This is a genomic window from Aliivibrio sp. S3MY1 (assembly GCF_028765575.1).
Classification (GTDB): domain Bacteria; phylum Pseudomonadota; class Gammaproteobacteria; order Enterobacterales; family Vibrionaceae; genus Aliivibrio.
In genome coordinates this window covers 134,210-154,294 of record NZ_JARACO010000001.1, presented here as the reverse complement: position 1 = coordinate 154,294, position 20,085 = coordinate 134,210, and the positions used below count along the sequence as shown (strand labels likewise).

The window sequence follows — 20,085 nt, the reverse complement described above, 5'->3', positions numbered from 1 at the left end:
CAATTTTAATTAATGAACCTGTCATTTTATACCCAAGTGACTGGTTCTGCACTTAAATATCTAAGATTATCCCTTGATTGTGGTCAAGAGTTGGTGCTTTTTCAATAATCCACGAAATTGATGGTAAGTAATGCCTAATTCTTCAGCGGCTTTTCGTTGATGATGCTGTGATTTTAATAGCGCTTGTTCAAGTAGTGCTTTCTCTTGCTCTATCTGAAATTGTTTTAAATTCAATGGTAGCGATATAGCTTGTTCTTCTCTTTTTTGAGCATTGAGTATAGCTGAAGGAGAAGACGTTAACTGAGAGTCTTCCCATGGAGAAAGAAAAGGATTGAGCTGAATGGACTCTATTTGCGCTTCTTCATGGTTATGTTTAAATACAGCACGCTCGATGCAGTTTCTTAATTCACGCACGTTACCTGGCCAGTCATAATCTAAAATTTGCTGCTGTGCATAATAAGAAAACCCAGCAAAATATCTCAAATTCATTTCTTGGCACATTTTTATCGCAAAATGCTCAGCAAGTAACAGCACGTCTTGCTCGCGATATCGTAATGGTGGTAGGTGAATGACATCAAAAGACAACCTATCAAGTAAATCCGCTCTGAATTTTTTTTCTACTACTAAGTCTTGCGGGTTTTGGTTGGTCGCGCAAATCAGGCGAACGTCTGCCTTTAAGGTGTGAGATCCGCCAACGCGTTCATATTCACCATATTCAATCACACGAAGCAGCTTTTCTTGTACGGTTAAAGGTGCGGTTCCAAGCTCATCTAGAAAGAGTGAGCCACCATTAGCGCGTTCGAATCTGCCTTGATGACGTTGCTTTGCTCCTGTAAATGAGCCTGCGTCATGGCCAAAAAGCTCCGAATCTAACGTGCCAGAACTTAAAGCCGCGCAGTTTAAACTCACTAGTGGCTCATCCCATCGCTTTGACAGAAAGTGAAGTCGCTGGGCTATTAACTCTTTACCCGTACCGCGCTCACCAAGAATTAGAATTGGCCTATCTATTGTCGCTAATTGTGAAGCATGATCTAACGTAGATAAAAACGCATCTGATTCTCCAATTAAACAGTCTTTTCTCATGTATCACCCTCGATTTTTGGTCAATATAACTAAATAGTGGTCATTTTAATCATAGCCTAAAATTATCAACGCGTCGATTTTATGTAAGTTATTGATTTTTAATAAGTGAAAACTTGGCATGCATTGTGTAATAGTCATAGTAGATTTAAAAATAGTTATCTAGATTGATATTAATTGAGAGGAATAAATTATGGGTATTTTTTCACGCTTTGCAGACATCGTTAATGCCAATGTAACGTCTTTACTGGATAAAGCCGAAAATCCAGAAAAAATGATCCGTTTAATCATTCAAGAGATGGAAGACACATTAGTTGAGGTTCGTACGGCATCAGCAAAAGCAATCGCAGATAAAAAAGAGCTGACACGTAAAATTGGATCAATTGAAGCACAAGTTACCGATTGGCAAGAAAAAGCAAGTTTAGCTTTGATTAAACAACGCGAAGATTTAGCGCGTTCAGCTCTGATAGAAAAACAGAAAGTTCAAGATGTACTTTCGAGCTTAAAAACAGAATTTATTCTGGTAGAAGAAAGCATTGAGAAGTTAAGCGCAGAATTAACTGAGTTAGAGACTAAATTGACAGAAACACGTGCACGTCAACAAGCATTAGTGATCCGTCAACAAGCGGCGCAGCATCGTAATGATATTAAAGCCCATACACATTCAGGAAAAACAGAACGTGCAATGGCAAAGTTTGAACAATATGAGCGCCGTATTGACGAATTGGATGCAAAGGCAGACACTTACTCAATGGGTAAAGCAAACTCACTAGAGCAAGAATTTGCAGAGCTGCAAGCGCAAGATGAAATTGAAAAAGAATTAGAGCGTCTAAAAGAACAAATGAAGAAAGACGCATAATAGATTACAAGAATTGGTCGAATTTGAATTACTAAGGAGAAAACAATGAGCGGCTTTTTTGCTTTCCCATTGGTTATATTTTTTATTTTTGTTGCACCGTTATGGCTGTTTTTACATTACCGAAGTAAAGGGAAAACAGCGCAAGGTTTGTCGCATGAAGATACGCAGTTATTAAAAACAATGACAGAACGTGCGGATAAAATGCAACGTCGTGTCGAAACATTAGAGAAAATTCTGGATGCAGAATCCCCGAGTTGGAGGGAGCGCTAATGTCAAAAGAACTGTATAGAGATACTCGAAACGGAAAAATTGGCGGTGTCTGTGCAGGTATCGCTCAGTACTTTGGTATTGAACCGTGGATAGTACGTATCTTAGTGGTGTCTGCCGCGTTATTCAGTGCGGGCTTTCTTGTTATGCTGGCGTACTTTGCAGCCATGTTGTTTTTAGATAAAGCACCGGTTGAAATGTACTATCGAACAGAAGAGAAGCGTGAACACACTGTAAAAAGTAAGCCATGGCAAGCGGGTCAATCGCCATCGGAAGTGATTAAACGAGTTGATAAAGACATGGCGAGAATGGAAGCGAAAATTCGACAAATGGAAGGCTATGTAACGTCTTCTGAATATAAAGTCCGTCGTGAGTTTCGTGATCTTTAACTAAGTAGCCATTGATTAATACTTTGTTCATGGGGTGTTCAGATTCAGTTCTGTACACTCCATTTGTTGTTTGTAGTCAGTAGTAATACTTATTTAGTTTGGTATAGAACAAAAAGCGAGATGAAAAATGAGTAGATTAACCAAAGAAATTAATAAATTCGTCAGTCGTAGTATGGACCGTCACGTCAAATTGGCGGTTACAGGGCTATCGCGCGCAGGTAAAACGGCGTTTATTACTTCTTTGGTTAATCAGTGCTTACATGCGGCTTCAAGTGATAAGTTGCCTTTGTTATCCGTGACCCGTGAAGGGCGAATGATTGGTGCGAAACGCATACCGCAATCAAATCTTTCTATCCCTAGTTTTACATATGATGAAGGGATGGATTCACTGCTTACTGAACCCCCAGCATGGCCAGAGCCAACACGCGATGTGAGTGAATTACGTTTAGCCATAAAATTCAAACCTAAATCCAGCTTGTTAAAACATCTACAAGACAGTGCTACCTTATATGTTGATATTGTTGATTATCCGGGAGAATGGTTATTAGATTTACCTCTTTTGGATATGAATTATTTAGCGTGGTCTAAACAGCAGCAATCAAACCTTACGGGTCATAGAAAAGTACTGTCAGAAGCGTGGCTACTAGAAGCGAAAAAGCTTGATCCTTTAGCGCCTGTCGATGAAAAACACATAAGTCATATTGCGGAGTTATTTACTCAATACCTTCATGATTGCAAAGATTCTCAGGGTTTACATTGGGTACAACCGGGTCGATTCGTATTGCCGGGAGAATTAGCAGGAGCACCAGTATTGCAATTTTTCCCATTCATGTTTTTGCATAAATACACCGAAGAAGAGTTAGCAAAAGCGAGTAAAGATTCGAATATTTCGATACTAAAAAAACGCTATAAACATTACCAACAACATGTGGTGAAAAAGTTTTATAACGAGCATTTTAGACATTTTGACCGCCAAATTGTCTTAGTGGATTGTTTACAGCCATTAAATGCCGGTGAGCAGTCATTTAATGATATGCGCCAAGCGGTTGATCAACTGATGCACAGTTTTCAATATGGCAAAAGTTCGATGTTAAAACGTCTGTTTTCGCCAAAAATTGATAAGGTACTATTTGCGGCAACCAAGGCTGATCATGTGACACCAGAGCAACACCCAAATATGGTGTCTTTGCTGCAACAGATGATCCACCAAACATGGCAAGAAACGGCGTATGAAGGCATCAAGATGGAGTGCATGAGTATTGCGTCTATTCAAGCCACCACCGCAGGAATGATAGATGAAGACGGTGACTTGTTTTCCGCAATTTCAGGCGTGAATTTAGAGCAGCAGCCGTTAATGATGTTCCCAGGTGAAGTACCGCAACGTATTCCAACTAAAGCCTACTGGGAAACCAGCCCTTTTAATTTTATGAGTTTTCAGCCTTTAAAGAATGAAAGTGATAAGCCACTGCAACACATCCGAATGGATAAGGCGATGCAGTTCTTGCTAGGAGATAAATTAATATGAGTGAGTTTAAAAAACAGCGTATCTTTCAGGCATCTCCTCAAGATCTAGGGCAAGAGCAAGATACTAAAACCCTTGATAACCTGCAAACTCAAAAGCTATTTGAAGAGAGTGTTAAATTTGTTCCTCAAGCAATTAAAGAAGAGGAACTTGATGGTGTGGATATTGAAACCCCATTAATTAAAAAGAAACCCCATTGGAGCATTAACACTCTGATTGGTGGTTTCCTTGGTTTAACGGTGTGGCAAAGTGTTGATCATGTGATCACTGCCATTCAATCAGCTGATTTCTTATCGCTGGGTTGGGCTGGATTAATTAGTCTGGCGGCCATAATGGGAGTTACAGCTATTGGCCGTGAATTATGGACATTGCGTAAACTTAAAAACCGAGCTGAAATTCAACATCAAGTAACTGAGTTGATTGAAGGTAATGGAATTGGTCAGGCAAAACCGTTTTGTGAAGCGTTAGCTAAGAAAGGGGCAACGGCGAATACGGCAGAATATACGCGCTGGAAGAACAGCATTGAATCGCATCATAATAACGCTGAAGTGTTTGAAATGTATGACAGCATGGTGGTTTCAGAGCAAGATAAACGAGCAAAAGCATTAATTAGTAAACACGCAGGTGAATCAGCATTGATGGTGGCATTAAGTCCATTAGCTGTGGTGGATATGTTATTAGTAGCGTGGCGTAATATTCGATTAATCGAACAAGTTTCTCAAGTTTATGGGGTAGAGCTTGGCTATTGGGGCCGCTTACGTTTGTTCAAAATGGTTTTGCAAAACATGGCGTTTGCAGGAGCAACTGAAATGGTGACGGATGTTGGTGTTGATATGCTATCTACTGGCCTTGCTGGTAAATTATCAACCAGAGCAGCACAGGGGTTAGGTATTGGTTTATTAACGGCACGTTTTGGATTAAGAACCATGAATTTAATGCGTCCATTACCATGGCAAGTGGGTGAAGCACCAAAGCTTTCTGATATGCGTAAAACGATAGTTGCTCAATTAGCATCCAAATTGAGTTCTCAAGATAAGAATTAACTAATACAGTTATCATTCTCATAAAAAAGCATACTATTTACAAATCGATTAGTGATAGTATGACGCCATTAGTCGGGGAGCCAATAGGCTGAGATCGCAATAGCGAACCCGTTGAACCTGATTCAGTTAGTACTGACGTAGGGAACTAATGGTCTTCTTGAAACGATCTCTCTGATCGATTTCTTTAATGAGATAGCACCTACTCGGTATCTTTATCTCATGTGACTGTTTTTCCTGACCGTTAGTTAGGGAAAATAAGTATGCCTTCGTTACACACTACCGCACTTTTATCGACATTATCTGTAACAACACCAATTGTATTAACCATTGCTGGCTCTGACAGTGGTGGCGGTGCTGGCATCCAAGCCGACATTAAAGCGATTTCTGCAACCGGCAGTTATGCGTGTTCGGTGATTACCGCATTAACGGCTCAAAATACGCAAGGCGTGACGGGCATTTATCCAATCAGCAGTGAATTTGTTGAGCAGCAACTTGATGCCGTTTTTTCTGATCTAAATGTGATTGCTGTTAAAGTCGGAATGCTAAGTGATTCTAATATCATTCACTCTGTTGCAAAAAAAATAAAACAATACACACCTCAATACTTAGTCGTTGATCCCGTGATGGTTGCCACCAGCGGTGATCTTCTTCTACAATCTTCTGCTATTGAAAGCCTTAAATCTGAACTTCTTCCCCTTGCTGATGTTATCACGCCAAATCTTCCTGAAGCGGCGGCATTAATTGGTGTTAAAATTCCTCAAAATGAAGATGAAATGACCGCGATAATTAGTGAACTTCGTCAATTAGGTGCAAAATCAGTGTTACTAAAAGGAGGGCATTTAGAGGAAAGTATCAATAGTACGGATTTATTTATTGGTGCAGATTCAGTTGAGCGTTTATCAACGGCACGTATCGAAACCCGTAATACTCACGGAACAGGCTGTACTTTATCTTCAGCCATTGCATCTTATTTGGCTCAAGGCTATGAATTACAAGCAGCCATGGCTTCAGGCAAGCAATACATTACTCAAGCGATTATTCATGCGGATGAATTGAATGTTGGTCAGGGATATGGGCCAGTGAATCACTTCTTTGCTTTACATACTCCAGAGTCATGAGGATAAATAATCGCATTGGTGCTGTCATTTCTAATGAGCGTACAAAAAAGAAACCCCCAATAGTGAGTCATTAGTATTGGGGGTATTTTTATGGCTAAATCTTAATTAGCGTTTAGAGCTGTTTATCAATGATGGCTTTTAACTCTTCAGTTGGTATAAATCCTGGAATAATTTCATTGCCAATAATCAAACTTGGCGTTCCTCTTAGTCCTAGTTGTGTGAAGATTTTTTCACTCTTTTCTACCATGTTTACCTTTTCTTGATTTGGGGTCAATTCCTGTCGTGTATCTGTTAATTCTGCTATTTTCAGGATCGATTTACTGTCATGACGGGATGGTTTTGCCATCATTAAGCGATGGACTTCGGCGTACTGCTCAGGCTTTTTCTCCCACACATTTAAGGCGTACCAAGCCGTGTTGGTTTTTAGTCCTGGAACCATACGTTGCTGGAAAGGTAAAAAGACATTAACCACTCGAATTTCTGGGTATGCCTCTAAAACATCAACAAGACCTGACTCTAAACGTTTACAGTAAGGGCAGTTGAAATCAGTGAAACTGATGATGGTTAATTTCGGATTCTCAGCACCTAAATAAGGGTGCTTAGGGTTGTTGTATAGATAGTCATGATTCAGCGTTAAGATGCTACTTAGTGACTGTTGGCTATCAATATATTGTAATAAATTACTATGTAACCCTTCAATGATTTCTGGGTTTTTACGAAGTAAACCAGAGATCTCCGCTAATTGTTTTTCTTGAGTAGAAGACAGAGTTTCTGCAGAGACAAATGGTGATAGAAATAAACTTGCTGCGATTGATACCGATAATAATAATGATTTCATGACAATAGTAACCTTAAGCAAAAAATAAACGCAGCCACAATCCCATAGGAGTTGTTGCACCAGTTGTTATTGATGATATTTCACCGTCTTTAACGATGACGATGGATGGTGTTGCAGTGACTCCCCATCCCCGACTAATATTTCCCGTAGAATCATTAATAACAGGGAAGTCGTAATCTTTGTAATTCATGAACTTATCTAGTCTAGAGTCATCACCAGAAGTGATCGCAACTGAAATAACTTGATGGTCGCTAGCTAACCAACTCACACTAGGACTTACCATGCTGCAAACTGGACACCAAGTTGCCCAAAAATAAACGAGAACAGGTTCTTTATAGCTCATTTTTGTAATATCAACCCATTCCCCGCCTATCGTATTAATAGACAGTTTAGGTGGGATTTCTGATGGCATATCTTGGCTTCGCCAATAATCTACCGCAACAGAAAATAGTGTAATGAAGGCCGTAAACTTTATGATCTCCTTCAACCAGTGAATGGCCTTTTGTTTTTTTCCTGCCGCTATCTTCTTTGTTGTCATTAGTTTGTTCTCCCTGCATATTCAATTGCTTGAATAACATCGTTACTCGTTAAAATAACAGGTAAAGGCAACCCTTGTGGGGTATTTGGCCCATAAACAACATTAAGTGGAACCCCAAAACGTTGATGACTTTTTAAATAATGGGTCACTTTCTCGCTTGGGTGAGTCCAGTCTCCTTTCATCGCAATAACGTTTTCTTGATGCAGTGTTGAATAGACAGGATCTTGTAAAATCACACCTATCTTGTTGGCTTTACAGGTAATACACCAATCGGCGGTAACATCGACAAAGACGGTTTTCCCTTGAGCTACATATTCATTTATAGAGTGTTGTTCCAAAGATTGCCAAGGGATATCGTCGACAATAGGTGTTACCCAATGTTTTGTTGTCATGCTGCCAATGATCAGTAATGCGCTGCTAAAGAAAACGATAATAGCTAAGATAGCAATAACGGTATTCTTGCCGTGTTTTTTACCTACTTTATATAGTAAGAAAATAATTAATAATGCAGTAATAACCCAAATAGTGGTGCTGCCAAGAAAGGGAGAAAGCAAACTTAGTAACCATAGTGTGGTTATTAGCATCATCAAACCAAAAATGATTTTGACCTTGTTCATCCACATACCAGGTCTTGGCATAAATGAAACAAGTCCCGGCAATAAAGCGAACAATAACCAAGGAAGAGCCATTCCAAGTCCTAACGAAGTAAATATCAGCCACATTTCAACAACGCTTGCACCTAACGCAAAAGCAACCGCAGTACCTAAGAAAGGCGCACTACATGGAGTTGCAAGTAGTGTTGCAAACATCCCTTGAACAAAATGACCAGCAGTTGTGTTATTGCCCTTGCTTGCAATAGAGGTTGAAAAACGGCTTGATAACTGTATTTCAAATATGCCAAATAAATTGGCGGTAAATAACGCAGTAATAATAACCATAAAACCAATGAATATAGGGCTTTGGAACTGGATCCCCCAACCAATGGCGTTGCCTGTAAACTTTAAAATAAGCAAACCAGTCGCAAGTAACCAGAAAGAGGTTAAGATCCCTGCGGCAGAAGCAAAAAACTGCAAGCGAATAGATCGTTTACTTGAGGTTGATGATGCAACCATGCTGTTGAGTTTCATGCCTAATACAGGTAACACACATGGCATGATATTAAGAATTAAGCCGCCTAAAAAAGCAAAAGCTATCATGGTAATAATGCTAGTGTCTGCGATCTGGGTTAGAGGTTTTGCATCGACAATTGCTGTTAATTCATGGGCAAATAATTCATCAGAGGCAGTAATTGAAATTGTTTTACCAACTAAATCCGTATCACCTAACCAATTGGTAACATGATAGGTTGCAGTAATTAAACTACCATCAATCTCTACTATTGGTTGAGAGAAGTAATCATCCGTTATTTCTGGGCCATCAATCAGAATTTGAGGGGTTGCCCAGCCTGCATCATGATTCAGTTGAACTTGCAGTTTCTGTGATACGGCATCAAATGATGCACTAACGAGCGTTGTTGAATCACTTTGTTTTGGAACAGAAGCTAACCCTTGCTGGAATAAGTGCTGAGCGCTCGCTTCGATTTCTAGCTTATTAAGCTCGATAGGAGATAGTCCTAAATCGTAATCAGTAAGAACACAGATATTGGTACAGGTTGGCAGGGTTAATTTTCCTGAAAAATATAACGGTTGATTGATATCTTCAAACGTTAATTCCATTGGAAAAACAACATTATGTTTATAACCAAGGATCATTAACCCCGACTGCTCATAAAAAGCAGGGGTTGGCCAAAACCATTTTAGATTAGATAGGTTTTGAGATTGGCTCAAATCAAGAGCAGGAGAGACACCTCCTTCACCAGGTGAGCGCCAATAGGTTTTCCACTCACCATCAAGTTTTACCTCTAATAAACCTTGAACTTTATTATTTGATTTATCTATTTCACCAGTTAGCATAAAACGAACTTGCGCTGGAGGATGGTCAGGGTGGGTTAACCAACCTGTAGACAGAGGTTGTTCTGTAGCAAATACAGAAAAAGCGGACAACAGTAACGCTGATGCCAATAGCACCGCTGAACGAAATCGAGCGATGACTTTAATTTGTTGAAATGTAAACACGGTTTTACTCCGAAAATAATTATATTAAATAAAGATATAAGTACTTACGGTGTGGTTACTCTTGAAAGGTGCAAAACGCCAGATGTCGCCGAACACCATAAGAGGTGATCGGTTCTGTAAAAAAGTAAGTTGATCCAGTCTGTTTAAGGAGCGCCGCGACAATAAGAAGGGCTAAAATAAACATTGGGATAGCAAGATCTAGATGAATGGTGTGAGCATTGACTAATTGTTCACTGCTACTGCATTGTGAAGCATCATCGTTCTGAACTTGGTCTGAATTGAGAGTGTGGATTTGCTCAATATTGTCAGGTTGAGATGATAAAGGGCAGCTTTTTGATAAACCCAGATTTTGAGAAAAACAAACAAATAGCACAATACACACTAAAATTAGTGACCACGAAGCGATTTTTTGACGCTTGTATTGTAGTAAAGAGAATCTCAAAAGGTATGCTCAATAGGTGTGGATAAGTCATTCATTTTAGATAACTACAGAAAATTAGCAATATTATTTTAGTAAGTACAGGATTTAAACTACAGCGTATTATCTTGTGTATTGTCTTGGTGTGATTTTTGCATGGCGGATAGTGTTAAGCTGTAATTATTAGGATAAGTAGAATGAATTTAACAATAAAAGCAAGATTGTACTTGCTTGCAATACTGCCGATTGTACTTACTTCTGTATTGATCATGACGATGACATATAAAGAAGCAAGTGCATTAAATCAAGCTCAAACAGAGATGACTCGCACCCAAATGATGGAAATGAAGCGAGTGGAGCTTAAATCTTATTTAGATATTGTATCATCAGAGTTAAAACACCTTGAAGCACAAGGAGATACAAAAGAAGAAGTACTTGAATCGTTAAAGTTAGTTAAATTTGCAGATACTGGTTATTTATTTGGTTTTCAATCAAATGGTGTTCGTATTGTACAAGGTGACACTAGCGATATTGGTAATAATATGTGGAGTATGCAAGATAAAAGGGGCAATTACTTCATTCAAGATATCATTAGTGCAGCAAAAAAAAATTCAGGATATACAACATATTATTACCCTAAATTAAATGAAACGGTGGCTCTGCCAAAACTGGCGTACAGCGTATATTTCCCTAAGTGGGACTTAATTGTTGGTACTGGTTTTTATACTGATGATGTCGATGCTGTTATTAATGATATGAAAGCACTGAGTAATAAGCAGTTATCTGACAGTATGCAAACTATTGTTTTATTTACTCTTATCATTATCGTAGTGGTAGCAGCGCTTGGTTCGTTTATTAATAAAAGCATAATGGCTCCAATTCAACAGTTTGACGCATCAATTAAATCATTTGCTTCTGGTGATGCTGATTTAACGGCTCGTATGACTGATTTTACGGTTCCTGAGTTCAGCCAGTTAAGTAAGAATTTCAATCTTTTTGTGAGTTCATTACATCAAATTATTAGTAATGTTTCTTTAGTTAGCCAAGAGGTTGTTGCGGAAACTACCAATATGTCAGAGCGTTCAGCACAAGTGAATGCGGTCGTTACTAATCAACGTTCAGAAACGGAGCAAATTGCTACGGCGATGACAGAATTAACAACGTCATCTCATGAGATATCTTCAAATGCTGAGCAAGCAGCGAATTCAGCACAAGATGCAGATAATAATGCACAAATTGCTATGCGTACCGTTAACGAAGCATCTGAGTCAGTAAAAACATTAGCAGCAGAGCTGGATGAAGCAAGTAATGTTATTTCTAAGCTTGAAGGCGATGTGCAAAATATTGCCAGTACTTTATCGGTCATTCAAGGTATTGCTGAGCAAACTAATCTATTAGCTCTAAATGCGGCGATTGAAGCGGCAAGAGCGGGTGAGCAAGGGCGTGGTTTTGCCGTTGTTGCTGATGAAGTACGTAAGTTAGCGAGCCGTACTCAAGAGAGCACTGCGCAAATACATCAACGTATTGAGGCGTTAAAGTCAGGCTCTGATTCTGCGGTTCAGGTTATGGAATCAAGCAAAAACTTCAGTACATTGACTGTAAATAAAGCGGTGGCTGCGTCTGAATCATTAGGTCACATTTTAGTATCAGTAAATACTATTATGGAAATGAACTCATTAATTGCAACGGCAACGCAAGAGCAGAGTATTGTAGGCCAAGAAATTTCTGAGCGCATTGTTTCTGTATCAGATCAAAGCTCAGAGTCAGCGGAACTAGCGAGCCAGAACCGCGCTGGTGGTATCGTGTTAAACCAAAAAGCTAATGAATTATCTGAGTTAGTTGAACGTTTTACTTTGTAATTACATGAAGTAATGAGTAGATGAAAGCACAAGAATTGAAAAGTTCTTGTGCTTTTTTATTGCGCTAGTGGCTTATTACCACAGCCTAAAGAAGCGCCAATCACTCAATACTCTGATTGTTGATTCAATTGGTGGTGCAAACCAAAAGAGTGTGCCGCTAGCAATAATAAATAGTACCGATAAAGGTAGATTAGAAAAATCAGTTAGTTTTAAGGCTGTGCCGAATGAGCGTTTGATACGAACGTTCGCGAGATCAACACTATAGATCTCATCTAAAAGTAAATGAACAACCCCACCAGCGAAAACAAATGCGCCTGAAAGCCAAGCAATATGCTCCCAGCTTTTAACGTCATCACTTAAAATAAAACACGTAATATTCGTCGTGAGTAAGCCACAAAATAACAAAAATAATAAAGAGTGACAGATCCCGCGATGAATGGTCTGCCATTCAAATACATTACGAATACCAAATTTGATAAACAGATGGATCACAACAGGTAAGCCAATGAGAAGTAAAAATTGCCTTTCGTTAATAGCATCACTGGTAAAATAACGGATACTTAGTAGTACAATACAAATAGTAAATAGATTAAATATAATGTCTAAAGAGGTCGAGTTATCAGAGTCGATATCAGGTAATAGGCCACCAATTGTGCCTAGAAACCATAGCCATAAGGCGGTATTAAGTTCGATGTGGTTCGCTGATAATAGGGCAGCGGAAGTCACACCAGATGCCAATGCGGCAACATTTAAATGAGTACTGAAATTTGCCATAGGTTTTCTAAGAATTCTTTTGTAAAATGAAGGCTGAATTATTGGGATAAGTGATTATGTTTAAAATATTTGCATTACTGTTCATCGCGTTAGGGATCTACATTGGTATGAACTATGGCGATGAAGTTCAAAATGTTATGGATTCAGATGCCTTTGAGAAAGTACAAGAGACCATCGTTGATGGTAAAGATCTTGTGGTAGATAAAATAGAAGACGCAGTTCAATAATTAAGCTGTTTGTCTAAAATAAAAAATCCCCCTTGATGGCTAGCATCTTGGGGGATTTTTGATTCTATAACAGTAAATACTGAAAGCCAATAATTAACTGTGTTTATATACAGTTAATCGTTGGTAAATTTCATTATCGACGTTTATTTAAGCGGTAAGATAGTAATTTCTACACGGCGGTTACACGCACGGCCTTGTTTTGTAGAGTTATCACAAACTGGGTAACGAGCACCGTAACCACGAGCATTAACTCGACCAGCTGCAACGTCTTGCTTAATTAGGTAGGTACGTACTGAATCAGCACGTTGCTCTGATAGTGTTTGGTTTTTAGTTGCATTACCTGAACTGTCAGTATGACCATCAATTTGAAGAGCTGTATCTGGGTATTCAACAAGGATACGGGCAACACCGTTTAATGTGTTGTAGATGCTAGCATCTAATTGGTATGAGCTAGATTGAAAACCAATGCCGTTGTCCATTACGAGTTTAAGTTCGTTTTTGCCTACACGTTCAACTTGAACACCAGAGCTCTTAAGCTCATTACGTAGTGCTTTTTCTTGTTGGTCAAAGTAGTAACCAACACCACCACCCACAGCACCACCAGCTGCTGCACCAATTAATGCATTCTTACGACGTTCTTTCGCGTTATCACCAGTTGCTAGACCGATAGCTACGCCAGCAAGCACACCAGCAAGAGCTCCTTTAGTTGCAGAGTTAGTTTCAGAACCACCTGTGGTTGCATTTTGACGTTGAGTCGCTTGACAGCCAGTTAATCCAATAAGAAGGGCAAGCGCAATTGTGATCTTTTTCATTTTATTCTCTAATAATATACATCTGTGTCGCGCAGTTTACTCATCGAGAATCAAAATGCAATGCTTTAAAAATTCTTTACCTAGTATAAATGCCTAGTAATACTTAAGGTTCATTTATTGATCTAGATTAGTTAGTAATTTTTCACAGATTTGTTTTAATTGTTGCAGCTCTTCTATATCTAGTTGGCTTTTACAATATATAGCATTAGGGACAGAGAGTGCTTGCTCCTTTAATTGGATGCCTTTAGTGGTGAGAAAAACTTGTCGAATACGCTCATCTTTAGTGCTGCGTTGACGAGTAATGATCTTTTTTATTTCTAGGCGTTTTAATAAAGGCGTTAGGGTTCCTGAGTCTAGGTGAAGATCTTGACCTAACTCTTTTACATTGATGCCATTTCTTTCCCAAATAACCATCATTGCTAAGTACTGAGAATAAGTAAGATCGAGTTCCTTTAGCAGTGGACGGTAAGCTCTTATCATGGCATTTGATGCACTATAAAGAGAAAAACAAACTTGATTTTTAAGCAATAGCTGAGGGGAATTACTCTCATCTTGAGTTGGCAGCCCAAGGTTATTATTCATATTCATACCAAAAATAAAACTAGATTGTGTGCAATATACTTGTTTTTTACCTTTAAATCGACTTATACTAATTAAAAATAGGTGGTGCGCAATTTAATTGCGGGAAACTTAATGCGGCGTATTCAGAAATTAAAGGACACCTTTATGACAACGTTATATACAACAACAGCAACGGCTTCAGCAGGACGTAATGGTCAAGTAACGACTGACGATAACATGCTTGATCTTGCGCTAAGCTACCCAAAAGAGATGGGGGGAACTGGTGAAGCAACCAATCCTGAGCAACTATTTGCGGCTGGTTATTCGGCGTGTTTTTCAAATGCGATTCTGCATGTGGCTCGTGAGATGAAAATAAAACTGACTCAGGCACCAGTATCAGCTGAAGTCGGTATTGGTCCAAATGCAAGCGGCGGTTTTGCATTAACAGTTGCCTTAACAGTAACGTTAGAATTAGATGAAGAGCAAGCTCAACAATTAGTGAAAACAGCACATCAAGTCTGCCCATACTCAAATGCTGTGAAAGGCAATATTGATGTGAAATTATCAGTTAATGGTACTGTACTTTAATTCATAGGGATTGATTAAATGAATACTCTATTACTAACCGTAGGTCGTGTACTTCTGGCACTGTATTTCTTAGTTCCAGGTATCATGAAATTTGTATCGTGGGATATGCATATTCAATTAATGGAAAAGCATGACATGCCATTTGTGCCAGTCCTATTGGGGCTTGCGGGTATCTTCCAAATTGGTGCTGCCGTTTTATTAATAGCAAATCGATTTACATGGATAGTTGCTCTGTTATTAGCAGGATTAGTGCTAGTCATTAATGTGTCGCTGCATGATTTCTGGAATTATTCAGGATTGGAAGGCGCACATGAGATGCAAAATTTTATTAAAAATCTAGGTATTTTTGCTGGTTTATTAGTACTCTCTGGTCATTCAATGCCTGAGTGCTGCAAGGCAAAAGATAAATAGTTAAAATAATTATTGTTTAACATTAGAAATGCAAAAGGGATGTAAGGTTAATTACATCCCTTTTTTCTATTTGTTATTTAATGTATGAATTATTCTTCAGCAGTAAAGTATGTAAAGGTGAGCTGAACTCCAAGAGAAGCCTATTAATTAGGTAATTAAAATCCCTCTGGATTAATCAGTTAGGGATTTTTTGTTTCAAGCATTAATGCGGCTTGGTTCTAAGATTTGTAGGATTTATAGGCAAAAAGTGACTATGCTGATTATAGTTAATTCTTAAATCAAGAAGATAAGTGCTAGGTTTTTATGGCGAATAATATGTCACTAAAGAAAAAAAGCATGCTAGCATTAGCTTGTTACGTATGTTTTTTAATTACGATTATCGGCAGCATTACCTATTATGTTGTTGAGTCACCTATTCGTGAAAGTCTAGAAAACAATTTGCATCTAAGAACTCAACTGCTTGCCAGAGAAATAGATGACCCATTAAGTCATTCTCTTTCCACACTACACGCTTTAGTCGGTGTTGCAGTGAGTGGGTATTCTCCCGATATCATTAAAAATATGCTTTCTTCGGTCCTAAAAGAAAGTGATGGCATCATTATTAGTGGCGGTATATGGCCTGAGCCGAATACCTTACTTCCCTCAAAGCCGCTTGCGAGTTTATTTTTCTCTCGAAATGAAGAGGGGAAAGTTGAACTGATAAATGACTACAACATTCCTAGTGCGTCTCCTTATCAAAAAAAATCGTGGTATGTTTCTGTTGCTCATGAAAAGAGCGTCAATCGAATCTCATGGTCAGACGTTTATATTGATCCTTTCACGAAACAAAAAATGATAACCGCCTCTCAGCCTTATTTTGACGAAGGTAAATTTGTTGGTGTTGCGACGATAGACCTCTCATTAAAAGAGCTACTTAGTGTTATTGAAGCTCAAGCAGAAAAGCATAAGTTAGGTATTATCATTAATAATGGTGATACAACCATTGCAGACTATAAGTTTAACGTACAAGATGATATGTACATTGTTAAACACATAATGAATGACTTTAATTGGAAGGTACAAGTTGTAAACTCATATCGAACTGTAGCTGATGATATTTATGAACAAATAATTAATGTTGAATTAGGCATTGTTCCTATTTTGCTATTATGTGTAATTATGGCGTACTACTTTATTAATCGCAGTTTAATTAAGCCTATTGTATTGATATCAGAGCAAATAAATAACACAAGTTCGAGCGATGTTATTGATATTAATTACACTTATAATGATGAAATTGGCAACCTGATCGGGTCTTTTAATAAGAAAACAGAAAATCTAGAGATAGAGAAAGTAAAAGCAGAGGCGTCAACCAAAGCCAAAAGCTCGTTTCTTGCCAATATGTCTCATGAAATGCGAACACCATTAAATGGCATCATCGGTATGTCTGATATTTTAGGTGGAACGGAGCTAAACCCAGTTCAATCTGAGTATTTACAAACCATTGATATCTCCTCTCAAGCGTTGTTGCTATTGATTAATGATATTTTGGATTTATCTAAAATAGAATCAGGTAATCTGGTGCTTGTACCACAAAAATCAAATGTGGCTGAAGTCATTTATGACACCGTCACTGTGATGCTTAGTAAGGCCTCAGATAAAGGGTTAGCACTACAAATTGAGTTAGATCCTGAATTACCTAAATACGTTATGCTTGATGAGCACCGCCTTCGTCAGGTATTGATGAACTTATTATCTAATGCGGTAAAATTTACCGAAACGGGTGCCGTGATTTTATCTATTAATTACGAAGATAATCCCAATAACCGTGGAACTCTACTATTTTCAGTAAAAGACACAGGGATAGGGATCAGAAAAGATAAGTTAGAGCAGGTATTTGAACCATTCACACAAGAAGACGGTTCTATCTCGCGAGAATTTGGTGGAACAGGTCTAGGTCTTGCTATTTGTCGTCAATTGGTTGAATTGCTTGGTGGTAATATTAAGTTAGAGTCAGAAAAAGGGTTTGGGAGTAAATTTTACTTCAGACTTGAGGTTGATGTTGTAGAGCCAAATACAGCTATGCAAGACGACTACAGTGACACTAAGTGTTTAATCATCAGTAATAAAAATCACTATGCATCTAAATTAGAATCAGAATGTAATAAATTGGGTTTACAAACCAGTATCCTTCCTAAGCTTAATAAAGAAGAAGATCTTTCAACACAGTATGATGTGATTGTGTATTGCCAAAACACCTTAACAGCGACAGTAGAAGAGGTGAAAGTACTGAATGAATCCAATGAGCGTGCTGCTATATTATTATGTAAGAAGCAACAAGATGAAAAAGCTGATTTTAGTAATGAGATCGATGGACTGATTATTTATCCTCTTCTTGGTCAGCGGTTTACTAAGTTAATGGCTAATGCAGTAAAGAAAGCCAGCCAGAAAGAGCGGAGTAATGAAGAGGCGAAGCCAAACATAGATGCAGTAGATATCACTAATACTGCCGCTGATATTATAGTAGAAGAGAAAACAATATTGGTGGTTGAAGACAATCTTATTAATCAAAAAGTAGCGTCATTATTATTAGTAAAAGAAGGTTATATTGTTGCCTTAGCTAATGATGGAAAAGAAGCTGTTGATATGGTTAAAGCTCAACCTTCAGCTTATTCATTAATATTAATGGATTGCATGATGCCAATTATGGATGGATTTGCGGCGACAGAGACGATTCGAGCGTGGGAGCAAGAGCAAATGGTAAAACGACTCCCAATCATTGCATTAACAGCCAGTGTATTTGTGGAAGATATTGATAAGTGCTACGAATCAGGAATGGATGATTACGTAGCAAAACCATTTAAAAAAGAGTTGATGCTAGAAAAACTGGAAGCCTATATATAAGCAACGTACGGTTTATCCGTTTTTTCAATACCAACACAAAGAATTGCCATTTGTTATCTTGTTGGTTTTTTGTATTGTGGTTATCAATATATATTGAAATACAGTGCTTTGATTCACACTTTTTTATCTTTCATAAAAGTTACTGTTAACTTGTTGTTAAATTCTAATGTATGGTTGGTTGAATAATAAACCAGTCCATAAACTAAAAAGGATTTTATATGCAAGGCATCGTTGATTTTCTCAATGGCATAATTTGGAGCCCAGTATTGATTTATCTCTGCTTGGGCTCTGGCCTGTTTTATTCTATACAAACTCGATTTGTTCAAGTTCGTCATTTTAAAGAAATGTGTCGCTTGCTGGTATCAAACAAAGAATCAAGTAAAGGGATCAGCTCATTCCAAGCATTAGCAGTATCACTGTCTGGTCGTGTCGGTACGGGTAACATTGCAGGGGTTGCGGCAGCCATTGGTTTTGGTGGTCCGGGAGCCGTGTTTTGGATGTGGGTCGTTGCTTTCTTAGGTGCCGCAACCGCTTACGCAGAATCAACGCTAGCGCAAATCTATAAAGAAGAAGACGAAGGCCAGTTCCGTGGTGGCCCGGCTTACTATATTGAAAAAGCGATGGGTCAAAAATGGTACGCGTGGATCTTTGCAATTGCGACCATTTTTGCTTGTGGTGTGTTACTTCCGGGAGTGCAATCAAACAGTATTGGTAATGCGGTAGAAACAGCATTTGGTACTGGCGGCATGATTGATACAGGTCTAGGTGTGTTTAGTTTTGCGAAGATCTTAACGGGTTCCGTTATTTCTATCATTCTTGGCTTTATCATCTTTGGTGGTGTTAAACGAATTGCTCACTTTACTCAAATTGTGGTGCCGTTTATGGCATTGGCATATATCATTCTTGCATTCGTTATCATCCTACTTAATATCTCAGAAGTACCAACTATCTTTGGTATGATCATCGGTGATGCGTTCACACCTATGGCAGGCTTTGGTGCTGCAATTGGCTGGGGTGTAAAGCGTGGTGTTTACTCAAACGAAGCGGGTCAAGGTACGGGACCTCATGCCGCCGCCGCCGCAAGTGTTGATCACCCAGCACAACAAGGTTTAGTTCAATCATTTTCTATCTACATTGATACGTTACTGGTTTGTTCTGCTACCGCATTTATGATCCTGATCACTGGTGCTTATAACGTTCACGGTAGCGGTGAAGAGGTGTTCTTAGTACAGAACCTTGCAGCAACCGTTGGCGCAAATGGCCCTATGTTCACGCAAATAGCGATTGAAAGTACACTGCCTGGTATTGGTAAAATCTTCATTGCTTTTGCACTGTTCTTCTTTGCTTTTACGACCATTCTTGCTTACTACTACATTGCAGAAACAAACATCGCCTATATCCGTCGAACGTTAAAAATCGATGGCATGATGTTTATTCTTAAAGTCGTTCTAATGTCAGCGGTATTCTACGGTACCATCAAAACGGCCAACATGGCGTGGGCAATGGGTGATGTTGGCGTAGGTTTAATGGCGTGGTTAAACATTGTCGGTATTTTGATTATCTTCTTTATGTCTAAACCGGCACTAAAAGCACTAAAAGATTATGAAGATCAGCAAAAGCGTGGCGTAACCAACTATACGTTTGATCCCGTAAAACTGGGTATAAAAGGCGCAACCTACTGGGAAGGAAAGTTAGAGCGAAACAAAAATAAATTAAAAGAGAAGTAATCACTTAGCTTGATGAATTTATAAGATAACGCCATCTACAGTGATGGCGTTTTTTGT

At 38.7% G+C, this 20,085-nt stretch carries 19 protein-coding genes and 1 riboswitch; of the genes, 12 read left to right on the top strand and 7 right to left on the bottom strand.

Annotation, left to right across the window (positions count from 1 at the left end; all coding sequences use genetic code 11):
• Positions 1-66 precede the first annotated feature (66 nt).
• Positions 67-1,083 carry a phage shock protein operon transcriptional activator gene (pspF, locus tag PVK62_RS00595; RefSeq protein WP_274442665.1) on the bottom strand — a complete coding sequence of 339 codons (1,017 nt, stop codon included), beginning with the start codon at positions 1,081-1,083 and terminating at the stop codon, positions 67-69.
• Positions 1,084-1,273: 190 nt separating this feature from the next.
• Here pspF and pspA point away from each other — a divergent pair, with 190 nt between their 5' ends.
• The 6 genes from pspA to thiD all read left to right on the top strand — a co-directional run bounded on the left by pspA (position 1,274) and on the right by thiD (position 6,278).
• Positions 1,274-1,939, top strand: a complete 666-nt coding sequence (gene pspA / locus PVK62_RS00590; protein WP_274442664.1) for a phage shock protein PspA — start codon at positions 1,274-1,276, stop codon at positions 1,937-1,939.
• 45 nt (positions 1,940-1,984) lie between these two features.
• The gene (gene pspB / locus PVK62_RS00585; RefSeq protein ID WP_012551815.1) at positions 1,985-2,209 is read left to right on the top strand and encodes an envelope stress response membrane protein PspB; all 225 of its coding nucleotides are present in this window, start codon (positions 1,985-1,987) and stop codon (positions 2,207-2,209) included.
• Positions 2,209-2,595, top strand: a complete 387-nt coding sequence (gene pspC, locus PVK62_RS00580) for an envelope stress response membrane protein PspC (protein WP_274442663.1) — start codon at positions 2,209-2,211, stop codon at positions 2,593-2,595. The genes pspB and pspC overlap by 1 nt, the downstream gene beginning before the upstream one ends.
• A 127-nt stretch (positions 2,596-2,722) precedes the next feature.
• Complete coding sequence (locus PVK62_RS00575; RefSeq protein WP_274442662.1) at positions 2,723-4,120, top strand: YcjX family protein; 1,398 nt, start codon at positions 2,723-2,725, stop codon at positions 4,118-4,120.
• The gene (locus PVK62_RS00570; protein ID WP_274442661.1) at positions 4,117-5,160 is read left to right on the top strand and encodes a YcjF family protein; all 1,044 of its coding nucleotides are present in this window, start codon (positions 4,117-4,119) and stop codon (positions 5,158-5,160) included. The genes PVK62_RS00575 and PVK62_RS00570 overlap by 4 nt, the downstream gene beginning before the upstream one ends.
• A 63-nt stretch (positions 5,161-5,223) precedes the next feature.
• A riboswitch (TPP riboswitch) is annotated at positions 5,224-5,321 on the top strand.
• Between the two features lie 99 nt (positions 5,322-5,420).
• The gene (gene thiD / locus PVK62_RS00565; protein WP_274442660.1) at positions 5,421-6,278 is read left to right on the top strand and encodes a bifunctional hydroxymethylpyrimidine kinase/phosphomethylpyrimidine kinase; all 858 of its coding nucleotides are present in this window, start codon (positions 5,421-5,423) and stop codon (positions 6,276-6,278) included.
• 112 nt (positions 6,279-6,390) lie between these two features.
• Here thiD and PVK62_RS00560 read toward each other — a convergent pair whose 3' ends face one another.
• The 3 genes from PVK62_RS00560 to PVK62_RS00550 are packed head-to-tail and all read right to left on the bottom strand — an operon-like array spanning position 6,391 to position 9,768.
• Positions 6,391-7,116: a DsbA family protein gene (locus PVK62_RS00560; protein WP_274442659.1), complete on the bottom strand. Its 726-nt coding sequence runs from the start codon at positions 7,114-7,116 to the stop codon at positions 6,391-6,393.
• Positions 7,117-7,129: 13 nt separating this feature from the next.
• A complete protein-coding gene (locus PVK62_RS00555) occupies positions 7,130-7,654 on the bottom strand; it encodes a protein disulfide oxidoreductase (RefSeq protein WP_274442658.1) in 525 nt (174 codons plus the stop codon).
• Complete coding sequence (locus PVK62_RS00550; RefSeq protein ID WP_274442657.1) at positions 7,654-9,768, bottom strand: protein-disulfide reductase DsbD family protein; 2,115 nt, start codon at positions 9,766-9,768, stop codon at positions 7,654-7,656. The genes PVK62_RS00555 and PVK62_RS00550 overlap by 1 nt, the downstream gene beginning before the upstream one ends.
• Before the next feature lie 615 nt (positions 9,769-10,383).
• Between PVK62_RS00550 and PVK62_RS00545 the strand changes: the two genes are divergently transcribed.
• Positions 10,384-12,045, top strand: a complete 1,662-nt coding sequence (locus PVK62_RS00545) for a methyl-accepting chemotaxis protein (RefSeq protein WP_274442655.1) — start codon at positions 10,384-10,386, stop codon at positions 12,043-12,045.
• 75 nt (positions 12,046-12,120) lie between these two features.
• On the opposite strand, the gene PVK62_RS00540 is transcribed toward PVK62_RS00545, so the two are convergent.
• Positions 12,121-12,819, bottom strand: a complete 699-nt coding sequence (locus tag PVK62_RS00540) for a metal-dependent hydrolase (RefSeq protein WP_274442654.1) — start codon at positions 12,817-12,819, stop codon at positions 12,121-12,123.
• A 56-nt stretch (positions 12,820-12,875) separates the two neighbouring features.
• On the opposite strand from PVK62_RS00540, the gene PVK62_RS00535 reads away from it, so the two are divergent.
• Entirely contained in the window at positions 12,876-13,046 is a 171-nt protein-coding gene (locus PVK62_RS00535; RefSeq protein WP_122032018.1) for a hypothetical protein, read from the top strand.
• 143 nt (positions 13,047-13,189) lie between these two features.
• Here the strand turns inward: PVK62_RS00535 and PVK62_RS00530 are convergent, their stop codons facing one another.
• The gene (locus tag PVK62_RS00530) at positions 13,190-13,858 is read right to left on the bottom strand and encodes an OmpA family protein (RefSeq protein WP_274442653.1); all 669 of its coding nucleotides are present in this window, start codon (positions 13,856-13,858) and stop codon (positions 13,190-13,192) included.
• A gap of 114 nt (positions 13,859-13,972) precedes the next feature.
• Complete coding sequence (locus tag PVK62_RS00525) at positions 13,973-14,440, bottom strand: MarR family winged helix-turn-helix transcriptional regulator (protein WP_274442652.1); 468 nt, start codon at positions 14,438-14,440, stop codon at positions 13,973-13,975.
• A 144-nt stretch (positions 14,441-14,584) separates the two neighbouring features.
• Between PVK62_RS00525 and PVK62_RS00520 the strand changes: the two genes are divergently transcribed.
• The 4 genes from PVK62_RS00520 to PVK62_RS00505 all read left to right on the top strand — a co-directional run bounded on the left by PVK62_RS00520 (position 14,585) and on the right by PVK62_RS00505 (position 20,028).
• Complete coding sequence (locus tag PVK62_RS00520; RefSeq protein ID WP_274442651.1) at positions 14,585-15,007, top strand: organic hydroperoxide resistance protein; 423 nt, start codon at positions 14,585-14,587, stop codon at positions 15,005-15,007.
• 18 nt (positions 15,008-15,025) lie between these two features.
• Complete coding sequence (locus PVK62_RS00515) at positions 15,026-15,418, top strand: DoxX family protein (RefSeq protein WP_274442650.1); 393 nt, start codon at positions 15,026-15,028, stop codon at positions 15,416-15,418.
• Positions 15,419-15,733: 315 nt separating this feature from the next.
• Positions 15,734-18,301 (top strand): sensor histidine kinase, encoded by a 2,568-nt coding sequence (locus tag PVK62_RS00510; protein WP_274442649.1) that lies wholly within the window; start codon positions 15,734-15,736, stop codon positions 18,299-18,301.
• A gap of 218 nt (positions 18,302-18,519) precedes the next feature.
• Positions 18,520-20,028: an alanine/glycine:cation symporter family protein gene (locus PVK62_RS00505; RefSeq protein WP_274442648.1), complete on the top strand. Its 1,509-nt coding sequence runs from the start codon at positions 18,520-18,522 to the stop codon at positions 20,026-20,028.
• Positions 20,029-20,085 lie beyond the last annotated feature (57 nt).